This is a genomic window from Paenibacillus sp. ALE2 (genome assembly GCF_054113385.1).
The window spans coordinates 2,414,840-2,438,557 of record NZ_CM134213.1 but is presented as its reverse complement, the minus strand read 5'-3'; the positions used below and the strand labels follow the sequence as shown (position 1 = coordinate 2,438,557).

Genomic DNA, 23,718 nt, shown 5'->3' with positions numbered 1-23,718 from the left:
ATCATGAAAGGATATCATTTGAAAAAATAAATATTATTGTTATTATGGATTGAGAGATTCAGTTAAAACTGCATCTTAAATGAAAGAGAAGGAAAGGAGTAAGGATGGATGTTAAATGTATTAATGGTTAATTTTCCGGCAGAAGGACATGTAAACCCCACGCTTGGGATCACGCAAGCCTTTGCAGCTCGAGGGGACCAGGTTCATTACATTACAACTGAGAAATACAAGAATAGACTCGAAGCAGTTGGAGCGAAGGTTCACCTGCATCCTGATCTGGTCAGGACTGCTTCCATTGATACCAACACTCCGGCAGGACTGAACGCATTTTTGAATATTCATATCCAGACTTCGATGGACATCTTAGCCATCACTCAGGAGCTGTCCGAGCGTATTCAATTTGACTTGGTGTTCTATGATCGATTCGGAGCTGGTGAATTAGTAAGAGATTATTTGAATATTCCAGGCATTTCTTCATCCCCATCTTTTCTCATTTCAAATCATCTGATGGCTGCCAATCTCTTCCGCTCCGACGCTAAAGTACCGTTTCAGCCTGATGAACAAGTAACGTCTTCACTGCAACTCATGAAAGAAAGGTTCGGTGTTGCTCCCAAAGATCTGGTTCAATTTATGAACAATTCAGGAGCTTTGAATGTCGTATATACGAGCAGATATTTTCAACCGAATGGTGAACAATTTGGGGACGAGCATCTTTTTATTGGCCCCAGCTTCCCGGAGCGCAAAAGAGAAAATTCATTCCCGCTAGACAGACTTCAAGGTAACAAGGTTTTGTATATTTCGATGGGAACTGTGCTGGATCAGACTGAGAACTTTTTTAACACCTGTATTGAGGCTTTTTCCGATTTTGAAGGCATCGTCGTGATTGCGGCTGGCGAGAAAGCTGACTTTACCAAAATTAATCCAGCCCCTGAGCACTTTATCATCTCACCCTATGTACCTCAATTGGAGGTATTACGTCATACAGATGTATTTATTACTCATGGTGGAATGAACAGTGTGAATGAAGGAATTCACTTTAATGTCCCCTTGGTGGTGCTGCCTCAGGACAAAGATCAGCCCATGGTCGCGCAGCGGTTAACGGAACTTCAGGCTGGCTATCGAATAACTAAAGATCAAATCAATGCACAATCGTTAAGAGATGCCGTACGTGAGGTCGTGTCAAACGCAGCCTATAAAGAGGGCGTACAAAAAATAAATAATAGCTTCCAGCAATCCGGCGGTACAGAAGAAGCCCTCACCAAAATTGATGCTTATCTTGATGCTTATCTGCAAAATAAGCGCGCATAAATCACACGAGCACAATTCTCACAAAAAAACAGGAACCCTGACCATCAACGGTTAGGTTCCTGTTTGTGATGCGATTCTATGTGAGGATATCCCACTTCTGGAACGAGGACATCGTACATTTTCCGCTCGCAAACGCACGAATACCTGTTGATTCCATTCCGGGATACACTCTTCCTGTGAGGACGTACTCACCGTCACCGATGAATATTTCTACAGAGCTTTTATCGACGAAAATACGCAGCTCCAAACGTCCCTCTTGTAAGCCCAAGGGTACTCTTCTCTCTCCGCCCGGTCCGATACCAGCACGCTCACGGTTAAAACGGAATAGACCGTCATCGGGACGATACGACAGTACCGTTTCCTCTTCGTCGCCCACTCTCAGCTTCAAGCCGAATTCATCAGTATTACCAGCCTCGAACTCAAATACCGCCTTCAGTTCGTAGCTATCTCCGAACGTGTCCATGATCTGCTCGCCTGTCAGCAAGATATCCCGCTGTTCGAACAGATTGGATCGGTAATTTTCAACCTCATCAAGCGGACGGAATAGCAATCTGTCGTGATCGATCACGGCTTGTCGCGGAAGACTCATCGCACCTGCCCAATGATGTCCCTGCTGGGTTGGCATCTCCGACTCCCACATATCCATCCATCCGATGATGATACGCCGCCCTTGATCATCCAAGGTTGACTGTGGGGCATAGAAATCGAATCCGTGATCTACCTGAGCATACCGCTCTGCCGTAAATGTTCCAGCCTCCGCATTGAAATCACCTATACCGTACATGGTGGAATGCAGATTACGGTATGCTTCTCCCTGAGCAGGCATGCGCTGTGGAGACAGCATGAATACGTGCCGATCGCCGAGCGGGAACAAATCCGGACACTCCCAATTATCGCCGTAGCGTCCGTCACTCACAGCCAGCACATTGACATACGTCCAGTTTCTCAAGTCTTTAGATCGGTAAAGCAGTACAAGCCCGTTCCCTTGGGCGTCATTAGAACCAAGCACGACGTAGTATTGATCTTCGTGCCTGAACACCTTGGGATCACGAAAATCTTTGCGGCTGACCCGGTCCGGTATGGCGTCATAACCGATGACCGGGTTGCCCTCCCACTTTTCGAATGTCACTCCGTCTTCTGATACTGCAATTCCCTGTGACTGCTTGTAATCCTGATCTTTGTCGGGGCCGGTTACAACATGTCCGGTATACATCAGGACAAGCTTCCCGTCCTGCTCAACCGCACTGCCGGAGAAGCAGCCATCCTGGTCGAACTCACTGTCTGGAGCCAAAGCAACCGGTAGATAGTCCCACTTCATAAGATCGTTGCTGACTGCGTGTCCCCAGTGCATCGGTCCCCACACCGATTTATACGGATAATGTTGATAGAACAAGTGATACTGCCCGTTATATTGAATGAAACCGTTCGGATCATTCATCCAGCCAAATTCAGCCATTAAATGATAGTTCAGCCGATAATCCGGCCGAAGCATATGCTTGGATTGGGAAATAAATTGATCAGCATTTTCTCTCGTATACACTCTAGTATGTTTGATAAGGCATCCTACTCCTACAGTTATTTAATCGAACCTTGCATAACACCCTGAATAATATATTTTTGGGCAAACAGATAGATGATAATGATCGGGAATATGGTTAGGACCAAACTTGCCATCAATGGCCCATAATCCACTGTGTAGGTTCCATAAAAGTTGTACGTGGACAGCGGAAGCGTCCTTTGCTCAGGATCGACCAGAATGAGCGAAGGCAGCAGAAAATCATTCCAGATCCACAGTACATTGAGAATGGAAATAGTGGCCGTCGTAGGCATCAATACCGGAAACACGATTCGGAAGAAGGTTTGAATTCGCGTGCAGCCGTCAATCAGCGCCGCTTCCTCCAGTTCCTTCGGAATACTCTTTACGAATCCATGATAAATGAAGACGGCCAGCGAGCTACCAAAACCGATATACATGTAAATCAGCGACCATTTGCTGTTCAGCAGATCAAGTGAGCCGTAAATTTTCACCAATGGAATCATGATGGCCTGGAATGGAATAATCATGGAAGCTACCATCAGCATAAATGTATATTGGTTGAACTTGGTGTTGTTTCTGACAAAATAATGAGCCGTCATCGCCGCGAACAGGGAGATAAACAAGACACTTAACACCGTTATGACCAATGAGTTAGTGAATGCAGTGATATAATTCATTTTATCAAATGCATTCATATAGTTGGTCATATTGAAGCTCTCTGGAAGCGATAACGGATTCGAGGTAATCGCCATATTGTCCTTGAACGAATTGATCAGCAGAAAGACGAACGGTACGATGAATAATATGAGTAGGACTGTTAGCACAATGAATTTGATCATGGAGGAAGCGATTTTTTTGCTTGCCATTACGCCTCCACCTCCAACTTCTTGCTAAAATAAACCTGGAGCAGAGTGATGAGAGCAACCATCAGGAACAGTACGAATGCCTCTGCCTGCCCTACACCATAATCACGGGAAAGGAATGCCTTTTCATACACATGCATCGACACCATTTGAGTACTACTGAACGGCCCGCCTTTCGTGAGCGCAAGGTTGACGTCATAGACCATAAATCCACGCTGCAGGGACAAAAATATACATACGATGAAAGAAGGAACCATCAAGGGCAGCACCATTTTCCGCAGTCTAGTCCAGCTGCTCGCCCCGTCAATGCTTGCAGCCTCCATAATATCATTCGGCACACCCGTCAAACCTGCAATATAAATGACCATCATGTAACCCGCGTTCTGCCACACGGTTACAATCACGAGTGTCCAGAACGCTTTGTCAGGATCAGCCAGCCAAGTCGTGCTGAGCGCCTGAATATCGGCATGTTGCCCCAAGTAGACCAGCACGTTGTTGAAGATGAACTGCCAGATAAAACCGAGTACAATGCCGCCGACAAGGTTGGGCAGGAAAAATCCTGCCCGGAAAATACTCTGTCCTTTTAACCCTTTAGTCAGCACATAAGCCAGCATAAAAGCGATAACATTGATAAGAACAACGGTATAAAATACATATTTGAGCGTCAAGGCGAACGATTTCCAAAACTCAATATCCCGAAAAACGGCCAGATAGTTTTGGATGCCAACCAGCGTTAGTGTCGTGGAAATACCATCCCAATTTGTGAACGTCAGATAAATGCCGTACAAAAATGGAATGATCATTACCGTTATGAAGGCAAACAAGGTTGGTCCGGTGAACAGCAGCCGTGACCGTAGCCGGTTCCATACTCCTTTTTCCGCAATCATGGTGATCCCTCTCTTTGTTTCGGATTTCTCTCTCTATTTCCGGGTAATTTGAAATAAGCCTTATTTTACGCTTTTCCAGTAGTTTTCGATTTCCTTAGCCAGTGTTGCGCGATCGCCCTGCTTCGCCAGATATTTTTGCATGGAAGATCCTAGCTTAGACCAGTGATCGGCCGGCAGCAAGCTCATCGATTGCTCTGACTTGCCTTTTGCAATATAATCCTGAATGGATTTGCCAAGTGGATCGGCCGCAGGCAGTGTAATATTTTTGAACGCTGGGATAATGTTCGCTTTGTTTACGAGGAAATCCTGGCCTTTCGCATCATAGACAATCCAGCTCAGGAACTTTTTCGCTGCCTCTTGCTGCTCCGGCGTACTCTTCTCCTTGTCAATGACAATACGCTTGGAAACAGCGGATGAAATTTCCTGATTACCGTAGTCATCAGCATTGTTGCTAATGGGTACAGGCAAGAAACCATATTCTTTGTTAGCCGTATCAAAACCGCTGATTTGCGGCCATGCCCAGTTGCCCATGAACCAAATACCAACTTCGCCTTTACCAAGCAGTTCTGGTCCACGCTCATAAGCGCCTGCCAGTGGGGAAGCCTGATCGATATTGTATTTCATCATGACGTCGAATGTATCCATAAGTCCGTTAAATACTGGATTGGTAGCCAAGTTAGCCTGGCCCGCTTTCAGTGATGCCATAAATTTGTCCACTTCAGCCATGTCTTTGTTCTGGCCTGCATAAGCAAGTGGCAAATAATGAGCGCCTAGGGACCAATCCATTGGTGAAATCACCAATGCTTTCTTCCCAGATGCCTCGATTTGCTGAAACAGCTTTTCAAGATCATTTCGGGTTTTAATTGTGGTGGGGTCAAAGCTTCCGCCTACCGCTTTATCAACAACCGCTTTGTTATAGATGAATCCGTAGCCTTCAACAGCCAGCGGAAACGCGTAATTTTTACCGTCAAACGTCGTCGTTGTGGTAGCGTTTTCAACAGTGTCCGCATTCCACTTTTCTCCGCTTAGATCGAGGATACGATCCTTGAATTTCTCCACATCACCTGTATCAAGCATGATCATGGTCGGCGGGTTTCCGGATGCATACAATGCAGAGGCACGCTCAAAAGGCGATCCACCGGCCGGAACCGGCTGGATTTCAACAGTAATGCCGGGATTGTCTTTCTGGAACGCCTTGGCGGCATCCTCCAGTTGTGAAAGGATTTCACCCTTAGAGTTCAAAAGTGTAATTTTCACATTTCCTGAATCCGCTGATCCCCCTCCAGAAGCTGAATTGCCTTCTCCTCCGGAGCCGCCGCATGCAGACACCACCATAACCAAAAGAAGCAGCATTACCATCCATTGAACTCTTTTGAATTTCCTCACTGTTGTCATCCCCCTATTTCTGTAATGGCTCTGAATGCTTAAATAAAACGCTTACAAACGGATTATATGTCAAAGAATCATTCTATGTCAATCGTTTGACATGTTAAACCTTTAACATTCTCTAAAAAAAATCTGTTCCCCTTGTTAGAGGAACAGATTTCATTCAGGTCGTTGCACGCTCAATCAGTTCAACAGGCAGCCGATTAACAGGCTGTACCTGCTCTCCCTCTGCCTGTCTACGAATCAGCTCGACCGCCAACCTGCCGATCTCTGCAATTGGCTGTCTTACCGATGTAAGTTCAGGCGTCAGCCAGGAAGCAGCGCTCACGTCATCGAAGCCTACAATACGCACATTCTCCGGTACATGCCGTCCGGCGCGGATATATTCTTTCAGCGCAAAGGCTGCAATAATATCGCTTGTTGCAAACACCCCATCCACATCTGGATGTTCATGAACGAGTTTGGAAATCAATCGCTCGTACTCCTTTTGGTCGAACACATTCAGGTCTGTTTGAACGATTACATGCTCGACACTATGCCTGTTCACGACATCCCGGAAAGCTGTGGTCCGCTCATTGGACAGCATGTTCAGCTCCAGATTTCCACATATATGCGCAATTTTCCGGCACCCTTTGCGAATGAGCAGTTCCGTAGCCAGCTCACCTCCGCGATAATTGTCCGAAGATATGTACGGGATTTGTGGATCAATCTGTCTGTCAAATGTCACAATTGGTGAATTCAAATGTCGGTACTCTTCTACTTCCAAGGTATGGCTACCCATAATGATGCCGTCTACCCGGTTTCGTTTTAACATATCGATATACACTTTTTCCTTCACAGGGTCCATATGCGAATTGCAGAGTAGAACCTTGCACCCCTGCTGATAGGCATAATACTCCACCTGGTTAGCAAGCTCACTAAAGAAAGGATGCGAGACATTGGGAATAATAAGACCGATGATATTGGACTGCTTGCGTAGCAGGGATCGTGCTATTTCATTTGGTTGATAATTAAGCTCTTCCATTGCATCGAACACTTTTTTGCGTGTAGCTTCGCTGATATAGCCCCGGTTATTCATTACACGGGATACTGTAGTGACCGACACGCCCGCTTTTAACGCCACATCATGAATTGTTGCCATATGAACCTCTTTCCGAGCAAAATACATACATATAAACTATACCCCCTCCTCATCTTTTCGACAACCTTAGGTATTATGTTAACCCATACATAAAACAGCGACAGCCGTGGACGAGAAATCGTCCTCAACTGTCGCTGTTTCATTAACTACCGTATCCCTTTAGTCTCCGTAACAATCCCAACACCATTCCTTTACATTGCCAGACATATCGCAAATTCCTAACTCGTTGGGTTTTCGTGTACCGATCGATTTTGTTTTATTATTGTTGCTCTCTATGATAGCCCAGTTCCAGTTTCCAGATAAGTATTTGTCTCCGGCGTTATTACCTTGTTTATGTTGTAATACGGTTATGTGCCCTCATCCTGCTTTCCCCGTGATGAAATGCCAATCGCTCCCGTTCGTTGAACCGTTTGCAGTTGAGTGGTTACCACACCGTTACGTTAGAGCTTCCACTACTCTGATATCCTTCTGTTGCTAACACTTGGTAAGACCAGTTGTTCCCCAGATGCATTCCTTTGCTCGCCCATGCGTTCACGTGGTTGCTGAAAGTGATCGTGGAGTTGCCCCCGGTCGGTCTCTTCGTCTGTCGAACACTCCAGTACTGAATAAACGTCGTTTTTTGGCCTTCAATGGAAGGTGCGTCGTATCGCATTGTTGTGTAGATGTCATATGTGCCTCCATCACTGGTCACCGTACCTTTATACGTTCCGGTAGGTCGATAAGTTCCCCAGCTATCAACGACGTAGTATTCGATAAGTGAGTTTCTCGTCCACCCGTAGAGAGCCAAATATCCATTACCAGACGGCGCCCAGACACCGGCATTGTAGTTAATCGTTCTGTTGGGCGATCCAGTAGTCCAGCCTTTACCGACAACAAAATTCCCGGTATCCTTCCATGTTACGCTGTAATTACCGCCTGATCCATTAACAGCATTGACCGTCCCACCGCCATCGGTCCAATTTTGCCAATAGTCTGTCGCTGCACTTGAGGTTGTTGCAAACACCCCAAAACTCATGGAAGCTGCAAGAACTACCGTTAACATTTTCTTACTAAACTTAAACATACTTTACCTCCTGAAATTTTTATATTTGCATTCTACACCTGCTTTTCAGTCGATTCTCTGTTGCAGTACATCGCTTATGTGTACCATATTCCGTGTTTTCTTACTTTCACCTCCTTTCTAAGTAAAATTATATAATGATAGCGTTTACATAAAAACTCGACAAATTAAACATTAAACTCTATTATGTTTAGATTTCCTTAAGTTTTATAGAGCCCGTCGAGCGTATATCAGGGTTTCTTTCTTCAGATTTTCTTTAGATATATCCTCGTAAAATCCTTAGATTTTTTCGTTACTATTTTTATATCGAAACGAAAAAAATAGGGAGAAAATAAATCATGGAGAAGAAACAAATGAATTTCAATGAATATCTACTTTTTTTGCAAGGTTTCCTCACAAATCCACAACGAGTGGGAAGCCTCATACCTAGCTCTCGATTTTTGGCAGCTAAAGTGGTTGAGTCTGTACCCTGGGATGAGGTAAAGACAGTTGCAGAGCTTGGGTCAGGTACAGGTGCTATCACACGTTGCATGAAGACACAATTAACTGGATCAACAAAAGTGTTATTGTTCGAAAGAGATAAGAAAATGAGAGAGAATCTGAAGGCAGAATACCCGGATTTCGTGTGCCATTCTAATGCTTGCCAATTAGTTAAAAAATTAAATCACGATGACATCGGCCAGTTGGACTGCATTATTAGCGGATTATCATTTTCTAATTTCACGAGTGAAATGCGAGAAACTTTACTTAATCAGATTATGAAGGCACTAAAACCTGGAGGAATTTTTGTTGCTTTTCAGTACTCGTTACAAATGAAAAAAAGATTTGCCGCAGACTTAACTATTGAAAAAATTGAGTTCGTGCCCTTCAATTTCCCTCCTGCTTTTGTATATATCTGTCGCAAAAAAGAGGTGCCATGTAATGGATACAATACTTGTTGTAGCTGACGATTCAGAGATTCAAGACGTTTTTCATGCATATTTGCGCAATGAGGGATACTTTGTCATAAAAGTTGCAGATGGTCTGGAAGCGCTAAATCTAGTAAAATCAATCTCTTTCGAACTGGTCATCCTAGATATTAAGATGCTACGAACGGATAGTATCCAGGCCTGTATTAAAATATGGAAAATGTCTGACACCCCTATGGTCCTCATCAAAGACCTAAGTAAAAAAACTTAAGCCCGAACAAAATATGTTCCTGGCTTAAGTTTTATTTTAGAACCTTTCGATTCAATTTTTCTCGAACTCATGTACTTAGCCCGTTTAACGATCAGCATCTATTCTATGAAAGGAATACCCTGTATATAATGCTTCAGTGATAAATTCATTTAGTGCCTCCAACATATATGCAGGTGCCTCCCTGTCTGCTCCGAACGTCTGTCCACTATCATGAAGAACAATGACAGCTCCCCCCTTTAGCTTGGACAGCAGCCTTTGCTTAATTTTTTGCTTGCCGCCAGAGCTTTTCCAATCACCTACAATAACAGACCAAAGAATCATACGAAATTTCCTCATCAAAAAAAAGTCAAACAGGTTGATAACTCCCCATGGGGGCCGATAGTAAAAGGTTCTTTTCCCAATAATACGATCAATGACGTTGGCCGTTTTGTTTACCTGCTCTCGAACCTTCTTTGGACTCATCAAGGCATTGGACCAATGCACGTAATTGTGAATTCCAACAAGATGTCCTTCACTGTGCATTCGTTGAATTAGATCGGGGTATTGCTCCGCTTTTCGACCAAGGACAAAAAAGGTTACCTTGATGTTGTGCTTCTTTAATAAATCAAGCAAAAGAGGCGTATATTCTGGGTCTGGACCGTCATCAAAGGTCAAAGCAATGGGCTGCTTGCTCGTTCCTCTTTTATAAACCCCGATTCCAAATAGTCGAACCATAAGGGTTGGAATAATCGTGTAGATGAGTAATCCACTGATGATAATTATGAATGTCTGCTCCATAATCCTGCTCCTTTTTAACAGTAATGAATCAATGCTTGTCTTTCTTTAGGAGCATATATTTATTCCATTGACTCTATTGTTCATTTTCACAATTCCAAAAATAACTTCTAATGACGCAAACGCGGACTCTTTAGGATGGAACCGTTTAGTATTTGTCTTCATTTCCTGAAGAAGTTTTGCATCATTTAGCAATTTCGATAGCTGCTTTGTTAAATCCCGAGATGTCTCTGCATGAATGGCTACACCGGAGCGAACCAAAAAATCGGCATTATCCTGTTCTTGACCAGGAATTGGCTTACAAAGTAGCATCGGCAGCTCCATAGCAATCGCCTCAAAAGTCGTAACTCCTCCTGGCTTAGTAATCATAATGTCAGATACGGCCATTAATTCATGAACATAATGAATATAACCTGTTAAATGGATGCGATGTTTGGAACCTTTCAGCTTCTCACTCAATTTAATTCGAAGCTTTTCATTATGCCCACAAACAATGATGAATTGTACAGGTTGAGGCAATTGATCAAATTCCTGAATCGTAGAGCTTCCATCGCCAATCATGCCGCAACCTCCTCCCATCACAAGCACAGTAGGCATATAAGGATCTAAACCATGCTTCTTTGCCGTTTTCACTCTTTCCATGGACTGAGAAAATTGCGGCCGAATAGGAATTCCTGTATCCGAAATCTGCATCTCTTCAACACCTAACTGAATCAAAGAATCACGAACAATTTTGGTGCCTACGATATATTGATCGGTATAGGGATAGATCCATGAGCTATGATCAGTGTGATCGGTAATCGTAGTAACAGTAGGAATATCGATTAATCCATATGATTTTAGCTTCGACATCACGCCTGCGGCCAAAGGAAATGTACTTATTACTATAGTGGGTTGTACTTTACCAATTAATTTCATCATTCGTCCGATTCCAGTAGAGAAAACGATTTTTACGATATGGGATAGAGCGTTTGGCTTCCGTGTTTTCTGATATAGATATCCATACACTTGTGGAAATGTTTTGACGGCTTGCAGATAAAGCAATCGACTCCAATGATTCACATAGGGATGAATCCATTCCATAAAATCAATAACGACAGGTTCCATATGAGGAAACCGAATCTGCACTGCATCTTGCAGTGCTTGGGCTACTTGATTATGACCATTTCCATAATTTCCGGTAAGAATCAATATTTTTTCTTTCTTTACTTTTTTCATTGATTACAGTTCTCCTTATATCGTTTCAAAAAATCAAACCGTGTTGTCTTATTTATTTCATTCATCGTCTCATGCAGTAAAGATTAACTTGAACCACTTCGTTATGATAAAAGTGCCAACGGCTATTATTAGGGCAGCCACGGCTAATTTAGGATCGATTGTATCTAGCAAATTTAATATATGATGTCCAAAGAATTTGCCAAAAGCAAAGAATGTAGTGGTCCAAGCAAACGCGCTCAAATACGAAATCAAAGCAAACTTCTTGTACGAGACACCGTTGAGACCAACAAACACAGGCAGAATATACCGAACGACTGGAATTAACATTCCAAGACACATTGCAATATCTCCGTGTTGTTCAAAAAGTTTCTCTGCTTTCAAGAAATGACGGTTGTTTTGAAACTTGGGTTTGAATTTCTCTCCAAAAATTCTGCCTGCAAAATAAGCAAATGTAATTGCTGTAAACAAGCCAGCGAGGATAACCATATATACAATCCACGGGTTTAAAACTCCGTTGTTACTCAAAATTCCACCTGTTATTATGGTTAACTCATTAGGAACTGGGATCCCGAATGGGCCTAAGCAGAAGGCTAGGAAAAAAAACAAATATCCATACTGATTGACTAGCTGTATGACGATATCGCTAATCATGTTCTAACCCTCCTCGTTATGTCGATGAGAGTATATTAGTATAAAAATCTTAGGAGATTATAGGGATATTTCTGAAGAAATTCTAAAGTAATTAACTGTTTCTTCTTATAAAAAAGCCTTACCAACTTGATTGGTAAGGCTTTTTGGGTTGGATGACATAAACTTTAAGCCTTCCATAGATGAATTCTTTAGATTTTCTTTAGAAATATACTCATAAATTCCTTAGTTTTTTTCATTATGATTTCTGTATTCAATATTTAAACCATACTCAGCTTTGTGCCTGACAACATAAATAGTAATGGAGGATAATCAGTTGAAACTCAATGAAAATCTTTTATTTTTGCGAAGCTTTATTCACAGTCCGAAAAATGTGGGAAGTGTTATACCAAGCTCCCGGTTTCTGGCAACCAAAATGGTTAAACAAGCGCCTTGGAACGAGGTTAAGGCAGTCGCAGAGCTCGGATCGGGTACAGGTGCCATCACACGTTGTATCAATACCCAGGTAAGTGAGGCAACAAAAGTGTTATTATTTGAGATGGATGAGACGATGAGGAATAATTTACAGACAGAATATCCAGACTTCTCCTGTCATCCGAACGCTGCACGTTTAGTAGACGCAATGAAGCAAGAGAACATTCAACAGTTGGATTGTATTTTTAGCGGGCTACCTTTTTTTAATTTTGAGCGTGAATTGAGAGATACTTTGGTTGAACAGATTTATAAAGCTCTCAAACCTGGAGGCCTATTTATCGCCTTTCAATATTCACTTCAAATGAAAAAGCAGCTTTCCGAAAAATTTATCATCGAAAAAATTGATTGGGTGCCTCTCAATATCCCTCCTGCTTTCGTTTACGTTTGTCGTAAAAGGGAAACGATGTAAACGGTGGAATGAACGTGGGCTAATTATGGATAACAATTTAATATGGCACCTTAAATATCTTAATTCTACCAATTTTTAAAAAAGGAGCAGTCAGTAATGAATACAATCCTTGTTGTGGATGATGACTCCGAAATTCGAGATGTCATTCATGTATATCTACGCAATGAAGGATACCAGGTGATTGAAGCGGCTGACGGGGAGGAAGCTCTGAATGCTATAAAGAAAACATCAATTCATCTGGTTATCCTAGATGTCATGATGCCACGAATGGACGGGATCAAAGCATGTCTTAAAATAAGGGAAATCTCGAATATTCCGATTATCATGCTATCAGCCAAAGAAGAAGATATTGATAAAATCAATGGGCTGACTACCGGGGCAGATGACTACATGATCAAACCGTTTAATCCGTTAGAATTGCTTGCTCGCGTAAAAGCGCAGCTACGGCGTCAGTCATTAATAGGAAAAGAAGAATTTAATTCGCTTATCCTTATTAAGGACCTGGTGATTGATAAGAGTAAACATTCGGTAAAGTTAAAGGGGAATGGAATTTCGCTGACTCCTCTAGAGTTTTCTATCCTGATCTTGCTTGCCAGCCACCCTGGACAGGTTTTTAGTTCAGAGCACATTTACGAAAATGTATGGAAAGCGCCATACGGGTTCTCTGACAATACGGTGATGGTTCATATTCGTAATTTACGAGAAAAATTAGAGCAATTCCCAAGAAATCCACAATATATTAAAACGGTGTGGGGAGTTGGCTACAAAATTGAATGAACATATACAAAAGCCAAAACGAAAAAAACGCATCCAGGTCAACATTTTAATCAGGATGGTGCTGAGTCTCATTATCGCTATTGCTATAAATGATATTCTCATTTTACTTTTCCTGAAAATTAGCAATGTCATGGAATGGCATTGGTTTCGCAACTTTTTTCCTTATCTTCTTACCCCCTTGTTTATGGTTACGTTTATCTTTACTTTTTTAGTTTTGACACGACGAATTGTTAGAGACTTAATTACATTGGAGCAAGGGCTTCAATTTATTTCTGAAGGCAATTTACATTATCGGGTACCTGTGGTTCGGCAAGATGAACTTGGACGGGTCGCGCACAACATCAATCGAATGACCGAACGTTTAGAGCAGCAGATTGTAAAAGAACGTGAAATAGAAAAATCCAAGATGGAGCTGATCACTGGTATTTCACATGACTTGCGTACGCCTCTGACCAGCATTATCGGCTATATCGAGCTTTTAAGAACAGACTCATATCAAGATAAAGATGAATATACGCGCTTTGTTCAGAACACCTATAACAAAGCGATTCATTTGAAGAAGTTGCTGGATGACTTGTTTGAATATACACGGCTCACTTCGGTCGATACCCATTTAAATCTGAGAAGGATCAATTTATTTCAACTTTTGGATCAATTGTTGTTCGAGTTCGAACCCATTGCTCAAGAAAACGGTGTATATATAGTAAAGGAAATCGGTGACTCCCCGATCTTTACCTCCGTTGACAGCGATAAAATGGCCAGAGCAATCGATAATCTTCTCATGAACGCCTTAAAATATTCCTTAAAGCCGGGAGGCATTTGCATTCGACTACAAGCAACTCCTGAGCAAATTACGATTGAGGTCGAAAATGAAGGAATTCCTCTCACGCAAGATCAAAAAGAGAAGCTGTTTGACCGTTTTTATAAAGTTGACCACTCAAGAAGCAGCGAAGGTATCCAAACAGGAGCAGGGCTGGGGCTTTCCATAGCAAGGAATATTGTTGAGTTACATCAAGGCACCTTAACGCTCAATCACACCAATAACACATTTATATTTCAGTTGAACTTACCTACAGATAGAAGCTCCAGTTCATAATCACTAAAAAGCATGAAAAAGCGGATGGATATTCAAATGGGAACAAAGACACGAGCAATTAGCCTGTAATATAAAAGCAGCCTGTAGTGGCTGCTTTTTTTGATGCATTGATTCAGCCATGCTCCGTCCGTAAAGAAAATCGCTGAAAGTCTATTCAAAGCTGGCGATCACCGATGCGTAGCTTGAATATAATTAGGTGTTTAATAAATCCCTAGTTTAACCCACACATTTGCGAGTGGTATCAACGGCGCTGGTACTACCCAAAATGAAAATGACCACTTGAGTCAAGATAACTAACTCTTGATTTCCCACTGACTCGTGCCATTATTCATAAAAGAGTTGAGCGATTTTAGCGCAATTTCTACCATATCACTCACCGCTTGATCAGTATAAAATGCCATATGTGGCGTTACAATGACATTGGGAAATGATTTTAAAATAGCCAGTTGGTGATTGTTCAGAACATTCAAACGGTGATCCTCATGGAATATTCCCAATTCATCTTCTATGACATCCAGTCCTGCAGCCCCTACTTTGCCTGTCTCGATGCCATGAATCAGCGCTTCGGTATCGATTAGAGGTCCCCGGCCACAATTCACGATGCAGACGCCATCCTTCATCTTAGCGATGCTTTCCCGATTAATCATATGGTAGTTGCTATCGAATAATGGTGCATGCAGGCTGATCACATCACTAGTGGAGATTAGCTTTTCCAGCGAAACATACTCTATCAAATCCCTTAGATTATCATTTTCGTAAATATCGTAACCTATAATGTTACATCCAAATCCAGAAAGATTTCTGGCAACAGTAGCTCCGATCTGGCCAGTACCTATAATTCCCACAGTTAAGTTTCTGATTTCTCTACCTTGAATACCTGCCAAAGTGTAATCCTGTACGGCGCCTCGCGCTAAAATTTGTTGTGCTTTACGTTCACACATTAGAATTAACATCGTAGTAAAATCTGCGACACTATTGGGCGAGTAGGTAACATTAGAAAAGCGAATGCCATACTCTTTAGCTGCAGCTCTATCTACATAATTGTATCCGGCGCTTCTTAAAGCGAGATACTTGACCCCAACCTTACTTAAAGCTTGCAAAGTTGCTCGATCCGCTTTATTGCTCCCTTGTATCGTTACAGCCTCAGCGTCTTGCGCTTGAATTGCGGTCTCGGCATTTAACTCTTGAGTCACATATCTGATATCCAAATCAAACTCATTCCCAAATTTTTTGAAGTATGCCGCTTCGTCAGGACGAGCTTGATAAACTACGATTTTATTCAAGGTTGAAAACTCCTTTCGGCGATTGGCCTTATAATGGAAAATGGAAATGCGTTATTATCGGGCAGTAAATTGTGAACATTTTCACATTAATACTGCCCATATATCGTCCAATGCCAGCCGAATAGCGGAAACATTTTTAATTGGTGCATTATAAAAAGTATGGCAACAGCAAACTGATAACAATAACCATTATGGCTCCGCCGATCCGGTTGGCGATCGTTGCAAATGGCATCATCCCCATCCGCTCTGAAGTTGATAATACCCCGATAGCGCCGGTTCCTCCCAGATTTCCTAAATTAAGACCTACGGCGATCATCGAATCAATGGGGTGGAATTTCATAAACTTGCCGACGATTAATGAACCTACCACAGAACCGATAACCCCAAAAATGATAATGATAAAATTCGAAACTGTAAAATAGGAGGACACTTGGCTCAAATCAAGCGATGCAATCCCAATCCCCGTGATCAGGAACGGTAAAAAGTTTCGAACCATAAATCCTTGCCAATAGTCACTAGATTGGCACAAGGTATCATCCAAAAAGCCTGTTGCTTTCACGATAATGACCAAAATTACAGCCCAGGCTATAAAGTTAAGCTGTGGTATAAGGCTCTGCAAAATGTTACCGGCGATTATAAAAACAACCGAAACAAACAAGCCTGTACCTAATTTTGTAATATCTTTTTTCAAATCACTCGAGACTTTAGCTTTTTCTTGTGCAGGTTGATCTGCACTTTTGCGCACATTCTTCAGCAATTCGCCATTACCTGTTAGCGAAGGATAGCGCTTACCAAGTTTATGCAACAAGCCAGCGAAAATGACGCAAATCAGGTTCGAAATGTTCATGTATACTAGGAACTGCCCCGAAAAAGTTCCTGCCGGCTTGTGAAAAAGCGGGCTGTAAATGGACGGAACAACGGCGATTGCACCAGAAGAGCCTCCAGAATAATTCGGCAAACCGATCATAAACAGACCTTCCAGCAACGTTGAGCCTGTTAAGAGCGATCCTAGAACTAAGAAGATGAATACAAAGGCCAGAGCACCAATAATGCACGGTAATAGCCGTAATGAGATGGAGACAAGCACCTTCCGATCCATACTAAGAATCGAACCGATGATGATTGCCGACAAAAATAAATTAACAAAGCCCGATCCGATTAAACCAGAAATATTCGTCTGTACGTAATTCGGGATCAGACCAAAATACACGAGTGCGGAGCCACCAAATAACGGCAGGAGGATCGCCCCTCCCATCCAACTGCCGAAAATAGGAATGACGCCTCCAATATATGAGAACAAACCACCAGCCATCAAGAGAAATGCAATCGAACCGATAATATCTTTATTCAAATTCCCGGTATAGACCGCAAGCAATATAATGATAGAAAAGGGAATATAATATTTTAGTGACAATCCTGAAATCTTTATTTTTTTAAATTGAGTTATGAAATTCGACTTCGGCTGAATGGCGGTAACCCCAATTTGCTTATCCATAGTAAACTCCCATCTGTTTATTGTTGTAGCGCAAATTGTTTAGCTGGATGAGTGATGACCCCCGTTAAGGCGGATGCCGCGGCTACTGCCGGGGAAGATAAATAAATCAGCGACTTCTTGGTTCCCATTCTGCCGATAAAGTTGCGATTGTTAGTACCTAGTACCACCTCATCGTCGCTCATTAAACCATAAGGTTGCCCGCAACATAATCCGCAGCAAGGGTGCGATACACTGGCACCGGCATCGATGAAGGTTTGAATATAACCGCGTTCCATCGCTTCTTTGTAAACGTTGATGGTTGCCGGAATCACGATCATTTTCAGGAAAGGAGCAATTTTTTTACCTTCAAGAATTTTAGCTGCCGTCTCCATATCTTCAATGCTACCGTTGGTGCAAGAACCAATATAAACCTGATTCAGTTTCGTTCCTTCGATTTCGGAAATAGGATGAACATTATCAACGCCTTGCGGACATGACAATTGGGGCTCAAGCTTACTGACATCGTAATGAAGAACTTGTTCATACTTGGCGTCTTCGTCTACTTTCAGCCAGGAAATATCATTGTAGTCCATGTCGTAATACTCGGCTGTTTTTTCATCTGCTTCGAATAATCCTACCTTTGCACCGGCTTCCAAAGCCATGTTGGCTATGGTGAATCGTGACTGCATACTCATGCTGCGCACGGCAGCTCCTGTAAATTCCATCGACTTGTACTGACCGCCGTCCGATTTGATGTCACCAAGGATTCTTAAAATAATATCTTTTGCTCCGACACCTTTCGGAAACTCACCATCAAGCACAATCTTGATGGCCGAAGGAACTTTGAGCCAGATCTCGCCCGTTGCCACAACTGCTGCCATTTCGGTATGTCCAATGCCAGTACAGAAACAGCCCGCCCCGCCATAGGTCGTTGTATGGCTATCTGTGGCTACGACGATTTCACCTGGTCTTGCGTATCTTAGTTCATGCATCAGAGAGTGGCAGATTCCCTCGCCCTTATGAACATTTTTAATTTGAAATTTTTCAGCCAGCTCAAGTCCATCCACAAAATGGGCAGGATCGGTATCCGCCTGGTTGGTCGGCATCAGATGGTCAAAGATGATTACTCCGCGGTCCGGGTAGATCGCTTTGGTCACATGCATATCCTTTAAAGCGCGCTTTAGGAACGAAGTGTAAATATCATGGATCATATATCGATCGGGCCGAGCGATTACAATATCACCAGGGGCCAGACCTTGTTCTCCCGTATTTTTCATTAATAGTTTTTCAGCCAGTGTATGTCCCATTGTTTTGTTATCTCCCTTCTGCTTCAACTTTTTCCATTCGTTTAATGATATTGGGGATTAGTCCGCCATCTTGAATAATTTCAAACAAGTTATCGGGCACCTTGGGAATGCTGAAGCTCTTACCATTGACGGTAACTGACTGGTTTACTTCGACAGTCAGGATGTCCCCTTCTTCACAGTGCTCAGGTATTTCCGCATTTTCAATCAATAGCATGCCGTTATTGATTGCATTTCTAAAGAAAATGCGGGCAAAAGATTTAGCGATGATGCAGTAAACACCATGTACATTAATCGCTTCGGCGGCCATTTCCCGCGATGATCCGCAGCCGAAATTTTTACCAGCTACAATGATGTCTCCCGGTTGTACCTGGGATGCAAATTCGGGGCGAAGTGTTTCAAGACAGTGCGAACCCATTTCTATTTTATCGAGGATAACTCCATGCCGACCTGCAATAATAGTATCTGTATCAACATCGTCCGGTAGTTTCCATATCTTACCGCTAAATTTCTTTTCCATAAAAGTCTTCTCATCCCTTCGAATTTAATGTAATACAGCCCTTCAACGCGGAGTTAGCGACGGATTCTGCAGAAGCTAGGTAAACCAGCGAGTCCTTTGAGCCGTTACACCCCTTATAATTCCAGCAACTAGCCGATAGCATCGTTTCGCCTTTGGCAATAACACCTTTTGAAGTTGTCACACAGCTGGCACAGCCTGTGCTCAAAATTTGCGCACCACTATCGATAAAGGTCTGAATTAACCCTTCGGAAATAGCCTGCTTGTAAACTTCATTAGTTTGTGGTCCAATCGACAACCGCATATTTATGGGAATCCGTTTTCCTTTCAAAATCGCTGCGGCTGTTCTCAAATCCTCAATACTGCCTCCTGTGCATCCGCCGATGAAACAAGCCGATAATGGAGTGCCTGCCAATTCAGCCGCAGGTTGCGATTGATGGATCGATCCCGGCAGAGCAACCATGGGTTGCACATCCCCTAGATCATAGCTTTCTTGGCCCGGTCCTTGATAATCTGTATGGAGAAAAGCTGTCACAGCGCCGCTTCTCGAAGCCAATTGGCAAAGATCTGTTGTTTCTTTCGGAGATAAGGAATTTAAGCCCTTGCCATAAAACTCGATAGCTTTGCCAGCGTACTTAAGTTCTTCCGATGCTAAAAAAGAAATTGCGAAATCCTTGATGGACGCTTCGGGTTTTAGTTGACCCGTAAGTTCAATGTACACGGTTTCCGGAACCACTATATTCATCTGGCCGTTTGTGCACACATGAAGCAATTCGGATGGATTCACATGTATTCCGAGAGCCTGCTTTACACCGAAAATGCTGTTATGCTTACCTGAAGAAACAACGATGTCACCAGGTTTTACATATTGATCCAGCAAAATGTAGTATCCGATGCCTTGGGCTTGGACAAATTTCAGTTCGTGCTTACGAGCAAATTGGATAAGCTTCTTCTGTATTTCAGCCGATATGAAATTCCCAGCAGGAGTATCGAAATAGAGCATTACGATCACCCGCTCAGGCGCTTCAAGCCGCTTTATATTTTCTAATTCATTTACAATTTCTAATGGTAAACTGTCACTTAAAACGATATAGTTCGGTTCAATAACTGTGGTTACTTCGGACTTTTCGTTCAAAATGGATTCGATCATCGTCATATCAAACTAGCTCCTTCCCAATTTTTCTTATTTTTTCGGATATGATAGACCCCATTTCGCTTGTCCCAATCCGTTTACTTCCCGGTAAGCAAATGTCCTTTGTTGCGTATTTTTCATCTAGTACCCGTTTAACCGCTCCCTCGATGGCTTGGCTTTCTTCTTCCAAACCAAAAGCAAAACGTAGCATCATCGCACCGGATAAAATAGATCCGATTGGATTAGCGATATCCTTGCCTACAATGGAATAATCCTTATTGTGTATTTGGTTAGGTGTAAACAGACCTTTGCCCTGGCGATTGAGCTCCGCTGACGGAAGTACATTCGGTGTTCCTGCCAATGCGGATATTTCATCCGAAAGGATATCTCCGAACATGCCAGACGTTAGAATGACGTCATAGTTATGAGGATCGGTAATGACCTGCGCGGCTGCATCATCAATGTACTGATTCACCAGAGCTACATCCCGATAATCTGCACTAACCTCTTGGACAACCTCACGCCACAACTTCGAACTTTCCAGGATGACCGCCTTATCCAAACTTGTGACCTTCTTGCTGCGCCCACGAGCAATTTCAAACGCAACGCAAGCATTCGCTTTGATCATTTCTTCGTTATAGTACTCTTTATCGAATGCTTCTTTGCCATAATCCCCGGTTCCTCGGTATCTTTGGGACATGAGCATGCCGCCAGCCAGATCACGAAGCATAAGAATATTAAACCCCTCGCCAATAATACTGTTCTTCAGTGGACTCAATTCTGCCAATGATTTATAAACAGAAATCGGCCGAAGATTTATCTTAAGCTCTAGCTTTTTCCTAAGTAGAGAAAGAACATAGCTTGGACGCTTTTCTTGTGGCAATTCCGGATACTTGTCGAGCCACAGGCTTCCGAGTAATATCGCGTCGCTTTCTTGACATTGCCTTAGGCTCTTATCAGGAAGGGGTTCACCGTATTTTTGAACGGCCTCGGTTCCGGCTTCACATCTTTCAAAATGAAAGGTATGATGAAATACGTTGCCGACTTCATTCATTACTTTGATCGCTTGGTCAACGATTTCTTTGCCGATACCATCTCCATAAATAACCGAGATATTGTATGCCATTTACCTCATCTTCTCTTTTTAATATTACGGAATCATATTTTTAATCATCCAAAGAGATCACCGTTATATTCCTTGGATTTGCCGAAACATAACAATAATTACGATTACACAGTAAGTACAACGTTGTACTTAAAAATCAATATTCTTATCTATCCACTACACACAAGGCATTCACTCTTCTCCTTTCTAAGGTTTCGGCCGCATTTTTGAAATTAAGTTAAGTACAACGTTTTAGTATAACGTTGTACTCGTTGACAAGCTCATTTTATATCAATAAAATAAACAAATCAAGGACATGTTCTATTTTTCACAATTGTTCACATTTACAGAAAATTAGATTAAGATTATATTTAAGGAAAGTATGACCAATTATTTATTAGATTGGAGACCTTAAGATGGTTACACTGAAGGATGTTGCTAAACTGGCTGAGGTATCTGTTTCGACGGTTTCCATTGTCATTAACGGCAAAACGAAGGAACGAAATATTCCCTCGAAAACCTACAATAAAGTCATGAAAGCCATAGATGAATTGGGGTATCAGCCGAATGTAAGTGCAAGACGTTTACGCAATTTAGATCGGGCCAAGCCGATCATTGCTTTATATTGGACATTAGATGCCCGGACGAACATGCTGACGGCACTGTTGGCGGGGATTCAATCCGAAATAGAAAAAAAACAATTTGATTTTGAGCTTGTTATACGTATTTATATGAATGATCAAATCGCCAAAGACGCTAAAGAAATCATGAATAATACGTATAATGGAGTTATTATAGGTGCTACTTCCGAGGCGGATCTTGCGTATTTAGAGTCATTGTCGCCCCGCATGCCAATCGTTTTGATTAACCGCCAGTCTAAAAAATTCTCCACAGTTTATGTTGACTCTGGCGAAGTTGCAATAGAGGCGGTTTCTTTGCTTAATAAGCAGTCGGTACAACATATCGGAGTAGTGGCAGTAGAAAGTCCTTATGTTGCTTCCAACCAGCGTATAAACGCTTTTCTTGAGGAGTGCAGGAAGCAGCATATTGTGGTTGATCAATCACACATTATAACAGCACCGAATTCGCTTGCCGGAGGAGTTACAGCTGCAGAGAGATATCTGCAAATGACGGATAGACCTAAAACGATATTCTGTGAATCGGATACTATCGTTATGGGAATGATCCATGAATTTAACCGTTTGAAAATTAAAATCCCTGAGGAAGTTGCTATCATATCGATCGGGATGACCGGACCAGACGCTACCCAGTATTCTACACCACCCATTACGGCCATCGATATACCATCTGAGCAAATAGCCGCTGCAGCTATATCTATACTGTATAAATCGTTATCCCAGAAGAACCTACATGAACGGTTGTTACCTGTTCATCAAAAAATAGCTCCAACAACTTATATTCGAGCTTCATTCCCTTTACCGCCGGATGATAATCCTTAACTTTCCGAGCGCATGAAAGGCTGATCATATGACGAAGTGCTGTCTCTTTAAAATAAATAGAGCGAGACTGAAAAACACCTTCAAGAAAATGCACCATGTCGTAAGATATGGCACAACCTTGGAAGTGTTTTTTTGTGGTAAGCCTACCATATTCTATTAGACAGCATCAGAGCCATGGTTGTATTCGAATGCGGAACCACGATGTCATGGAATTATACAATCTGGTCCCCCTAGGCACAAAATTAACAATATATGGCCATGTATTAGGAGAGTCTGATCAAATGTATAAAAGGAACTGGGGTTAGTGGAGTAATACTTAGAAAGAAATAACTGTAAGTGGGATTACAGGTGATTTGTTGCTCTCCACTTGGGCGTTTCTTTTATGATGAAGAAATTCGAGTTGAGGAAAGGTGCTCTAAGTGACAGGTACAGTTTCCCGATTGAATGACACATTAATGGCTTTTTGCTCACAAGAGGGGCTACCGAGTACATAGCGGTAGCCCCTCTTAAAAACGTCATATTGTCGACTCTCGGTTGCTACTCGTTTTTTGTTGCGCTATTGAGAGACATCGAAGTAGCTGCGATGTCGCGCGCTGCCCAATAGCTATTCGGCACATCCTTCCAAGTTAATTGGAACTGCCCATTTAGCGGCTTGCGGTTTCGATTCCAAGCCTAGCATTCCTGTT

At 42.5% G+C, this 23,718-nt stretch carries 22 protein-coding genes and 2 pseudogenes; 8 read left to right on the top strand and 16 right to left on the bottom strand.

The annotated features are described in order from the left end of the window. The first annotated feature begins 108 nt into the window (after positions 1 to 108). Positions 109 to 1,308, top strand: coding sequence for a macrolide family glycosyltransferase (locus ACXHJ1_RS10435; protein ID WP_457906034.1), 1,200 nt, complete (start codon positions 109 to 111; stop codon positions 1,306 to 1,308). A 76-nt stretch (positions 1,309 to 1,384) separates the two neighbouring features. On the opposite strand, the gene ACXHJ1_RS10430 is transcribed toward ACXHJ1_RS10435, so the two are convergent. The 7 genes and pseudogenes from ACXHJ1_RS10430 to ACXHJ1_RS10400 all read right to left on the bottom strand — a co-directional run bounded on the left by ACXHJ1_RS10430 (position 1,385) and on the right by ACXHJ1_RS10400 (position 8,185). Beyond that, a complete protein-coding gene (locus tag ACXHJ1_RS10430; RefSeq protein WP_457906033.1) occupies positions 1,385 to 2,848 on the bottom strand; it encodes a glycoside hydrolase family 32 protein in 1,464 nt (487 codons plus the stop codon). A 35-nt stretch (positions 2,849 to 2,883) separates the two neighbouring features. Next, a complete protein-coding gene (locus ACXHJ1_RS10425) occupies positions 2,884 to 3,711 on the bottom strand; it encodes a carbohydrate ABC transporter permease (protein WP_457906032.1) in 828 nt (275 codons plus the stop codon). Next, entirely contained in the window at positions 3,711 to 4,595 is an 885-nt protein-coding gene (locus ACXHJ1_RS10420; protein WP_045244978.1) for a carbohydrate ABC transporter permease, read from the bottom strand. Before ACXHJ1_RS10420 ends, ACXHJ1_RS10425 begins: the two co-directional genes overlap by 1 nt. A gap of 60 nt (positions 4,596 to 4,655) precedes the next feature. After that, positions 4,656 to 5,981, bottom strand: a complete 1,326-nt coding sequence (locus ACXHJ1_RS10415) for an ABC transporter substrate-binding protein (protein WP_167438562.1) — start codon at positions 5,979 to 5,981, stop codon at positions 4,656 to 4,658. A gap of 163 nt (positions 5,982 to 6,144) precedes the next feature. Next, positions 6,145 to 7,149 carry a LacI family DNA-binding transcriptional regulator gene (locus tag ACXHJ1_RS10410; protein WP_457906031.1) on the bottom strand — a complete coding sequence of 335 codons (1,005 nt, stop codon included), beginning with the start codon at positions 7,147 to 7,149 and terminating at the stop codon, positions 6,145 to 6,147. A gap of 135 nt (positions 7,150 to 7,284) precedes the next feature. Then, a pseudogene (locus ACXHJ1_RS10405) lies at positions 7,285 to 7,443 on the bottom strand (SUMF1/EgtB/PvdO family nonheme iron enzyme); the annotation flags it as partial. Positions 7,444 to 7,546: 103 nt separating this feature from the next. Beyond that, positions 7,547 to 8,185 carry a glycoside hydrolase family 11 protein gene (locus ACXHJ1_RS10400; RefSeq protein WP_017425612.1) on the bottom strand — a complete coding sequence of 213 codons (639 nt, stop codon included), beginning with the start codon at positions 8,183 to 8,185 and terminating at the stop codon, positions 7,547 to 7,549. 335 nt (positions 8,186 to 8,520) lie between these two features. Between ACXHJ1_RS10400 and ACXHJ1_RS10395 the strand changes: the two genes are divergently transcribed. After that, positions 8,521 to 9,129, top strand: a complete 609-nt coding sequence (locus ACXHJ1_RS10395; RefSeq protein ID WP_250251327.1) for a class I SAM-dependent methyltransferase — start codon at positions 8,521 to 8,523, stop codon at positions 9,127 to 9,129. Further along, complete coding sequence (locus ACXHJ1_RS10390; protein WP_016820428.1) at positions 9,104 to 9,361, top strand: response regulator transcription factor; 258 nt, start codon at positions 9,104 to 9,106, stop codon at positions 9,359 to 9,361. Before ACXHJ1_RS10395 ends, ACXHJ1_RS10390 begins: the two co-directional genes overlap by 26 nt. 84 nt (positions 9,362 to 9,445) lie before the next feature. On the opposite strand, the gene ACXHJ1_RS10385 is transcribed toward ACXHJ1_RS10390, so the two are convergent. The 3 genes from ACXHJ1_RS10385 to ACXHJ1_RS10375 form a co-directional block, all read right to left on the bottom strand. Beyond that, positions 9,446 to 10,138: a polysaccharide deacetylase family protein gene (locus ACXHJ1_RS10385; RefSeq protein WP_457906030.1), complete on the bottom strand. Its 693-nt coding sequence runs from the start codon at positions 10,136 to 10,138 to the stop codon at positions 9,446 to 9,448. Between the two features lie 45 nt (positions 10,139 to 10,183). Beyond that, the gene (locus ACXHJ1_RS10380) at positions 10,184 to 11,353 is read right to left on the bottom strand and encodes an MGDG synthase family glycosyltransferase (protein ID WP_107734502.1); all 1,170 of its coding nucleotides are present in this window, start codon (positions 11,351 to 11,353) and stop codon (positions 10,184 to 10,186) included. A 69-nt stretch (positions 11,354 to 11,422) separates the two neighbouring features. Beyond that, positions 11,423 to 12,004: a DedA family protein gene (locus tag ACXHJ1_RS10375; RefSeq protein WP_457906029.1), complete on the bottom strand. Its 582-nt coding sequence runs from the start codon at positions 12,002 to 12,004 to the stop codon at positions 11,423 to 11,425. 313 nt (positions 12,005 to 12,317) lie between these two features. Here ACXHJ1_RS10375 and ACXHJ1_RS10370 point away from each other — a divergent pair, with 313 nt between their 5' ends. The 3 genes from ACXHJ1_RS10370 (at position 12,318) to ACXHJ1_RS10360 (ending at position 14,757) form a co-directional block, all read left to right on the top strand. Next, the gene (locus ACXHJ1_RS10370) at positions 12,318 to 12,884 is read left to right on the top strand and encodes a class I SAM-dependent methyltransferase (RefSeq protein ID WP_107734500.1); all 567 of its coding nucleotides are present in this window, start codon (positions 12,318 to 12,320) and stop codon (positions 12,882 to 12,884) included. 96 nt (positions 12,885 to 12,980) lie between these two features. Next, positions 12,981 to 13,661, top strand: a complete 681-nt coding sequence (locus ACXHJ1_RS10365) for a response regulator (protein WP_457906028.1) — start codon at positions 12,981 to 12,983, stop codon at positions 13,659 to 13,661. After that, positions 13,654 to 14,757 (top strand): sensor histidine kinase, encoded by a 1,104-nt coding sequence (locus tag ACXHJ1_RS10360; protein ID WP_457906027.1) that lies wholly within the window; start codon positions 13,654 to 13,656, stop codon positions 14,755 to 14,757. Before ACXHJ1_RS10365 ends, ACXHJ1_RS10360 begins: the two co-directional genes overlap by 8 nt. A gap of 293 nt (positions 14,758 to 15,050) precedes the next feature. Here the strand turns inward: ACXHJ1_RS10360 and ACXHJ1_RS10355 are convergent, their stop codons facing one another. The 6 genes from ACXHJ1_RS10355 to leuB form a co-directional block, all read right to left on the bottom strand. After that, positions 15,051 to 16,040 (bottom strand): D-isomer specific 2-hydroxyacid dehydrogenase family protein, encoded by a 990-nt coding sequence (locus ACXHJ1_RS10355; protein ID WP_457906026.1) that lies wholly within the window; start codon positions 16,038 to 16,040, stop codon positions 15,051 to 15,053. Between the two features lie 148 nt (positions 16,041 to 16,188). Further along, positions 16,189 to 17,535, bottom strand: coding sequence for a 2-hydroxycarboxylate transporter family protein (locus ACXHJ1_RS10350; protein WP_107734497.1), 1,347 nt, complete (start codon positions 17,533 to 17,535; stop codon positions 16,189 to 16,191). Positions 17,536 to 17,552: 17 nt separating this feature from the next. Then, on the bottom strand, positions 17,553 to 18,821 hold the full coding sequence (locus ACXHJ1_RS10345) for an aconitase/3-isopropylmalate dehydratase large subunit family protein (protein ID WP_107734496.1): 1,269 nt from the start codon (positions 18,819 to 18,821) through the stop codon (positions 17,553 to 17,555). A gap of 7 nt (positions 18,822 to 18,828) precedes the next feature. Further along, on the bottom strand, positions 18,829 to 19,338 hold the full coding sequence (locus ACXHJ1_RS10340) for a LeuD/DmdB family oxidoreductase small subunit (RefSeq protein ID WP_107734495.1): 510 nt from the start codon (positions 19,336 to 19,338) through the stop codon (positions 18,829 to 18,831). Positions 19,339 to 19,348: 10 nt separating this feature from the next. Beyond that, a complete protein-coding gene (locus tag ACXHJ1_RS10335; protein WP_107734494.1) occupies positions 19,349 to 20,491 on the bottom strand; it encodes an aconitase family protein in 1,143 nt (380 codons plus the stop codon). Position 20,492: 1 nt separating this feature from the next. Next, complete coding sequence (leuB, locus tag ACXHJ1_RS10330) at positions 20,493 to 21,593, bottom strand: 3-isopropylmalate dehydrogenase (RefSeq protein WP_107734493.1); 1,101 nt, start codon at positions 21,591 to 21,593, stop codon at positions 20,493 to 20,495. A gap of 395 nt (positions 21,594 to 21,988) precedes the next feature. On the opposite strand from leuB, the gene ACXHJ1_RS10325 reads away from it, so the two are divergent. Both ACXHJ1_RS10325 and ACXHJ1_RS10320 read left to right on the top strand, forming a co-directional pair. Beyond that, entirely contained in the window at positions 21,989 to 23,032 is a 1,044-nt protein-coding gene (locus ACXHJ1_RS10325) for a LacI family DNA-binding transcriptional regulator (protein ID WP_107734492.1), read from the top strand. A 143-nt stretch (positions 23,033 to 23,175) separates the two neighbouring features. Further along, positions 23,176 to 23,304: pseudogene (locus tag ACXHJ1_RS10320) on the top strand (L,D-transpeptidase); the annotation flags it as partial. Positions 23,305 to 23,718: the final 414 nt, after the last annotated feature.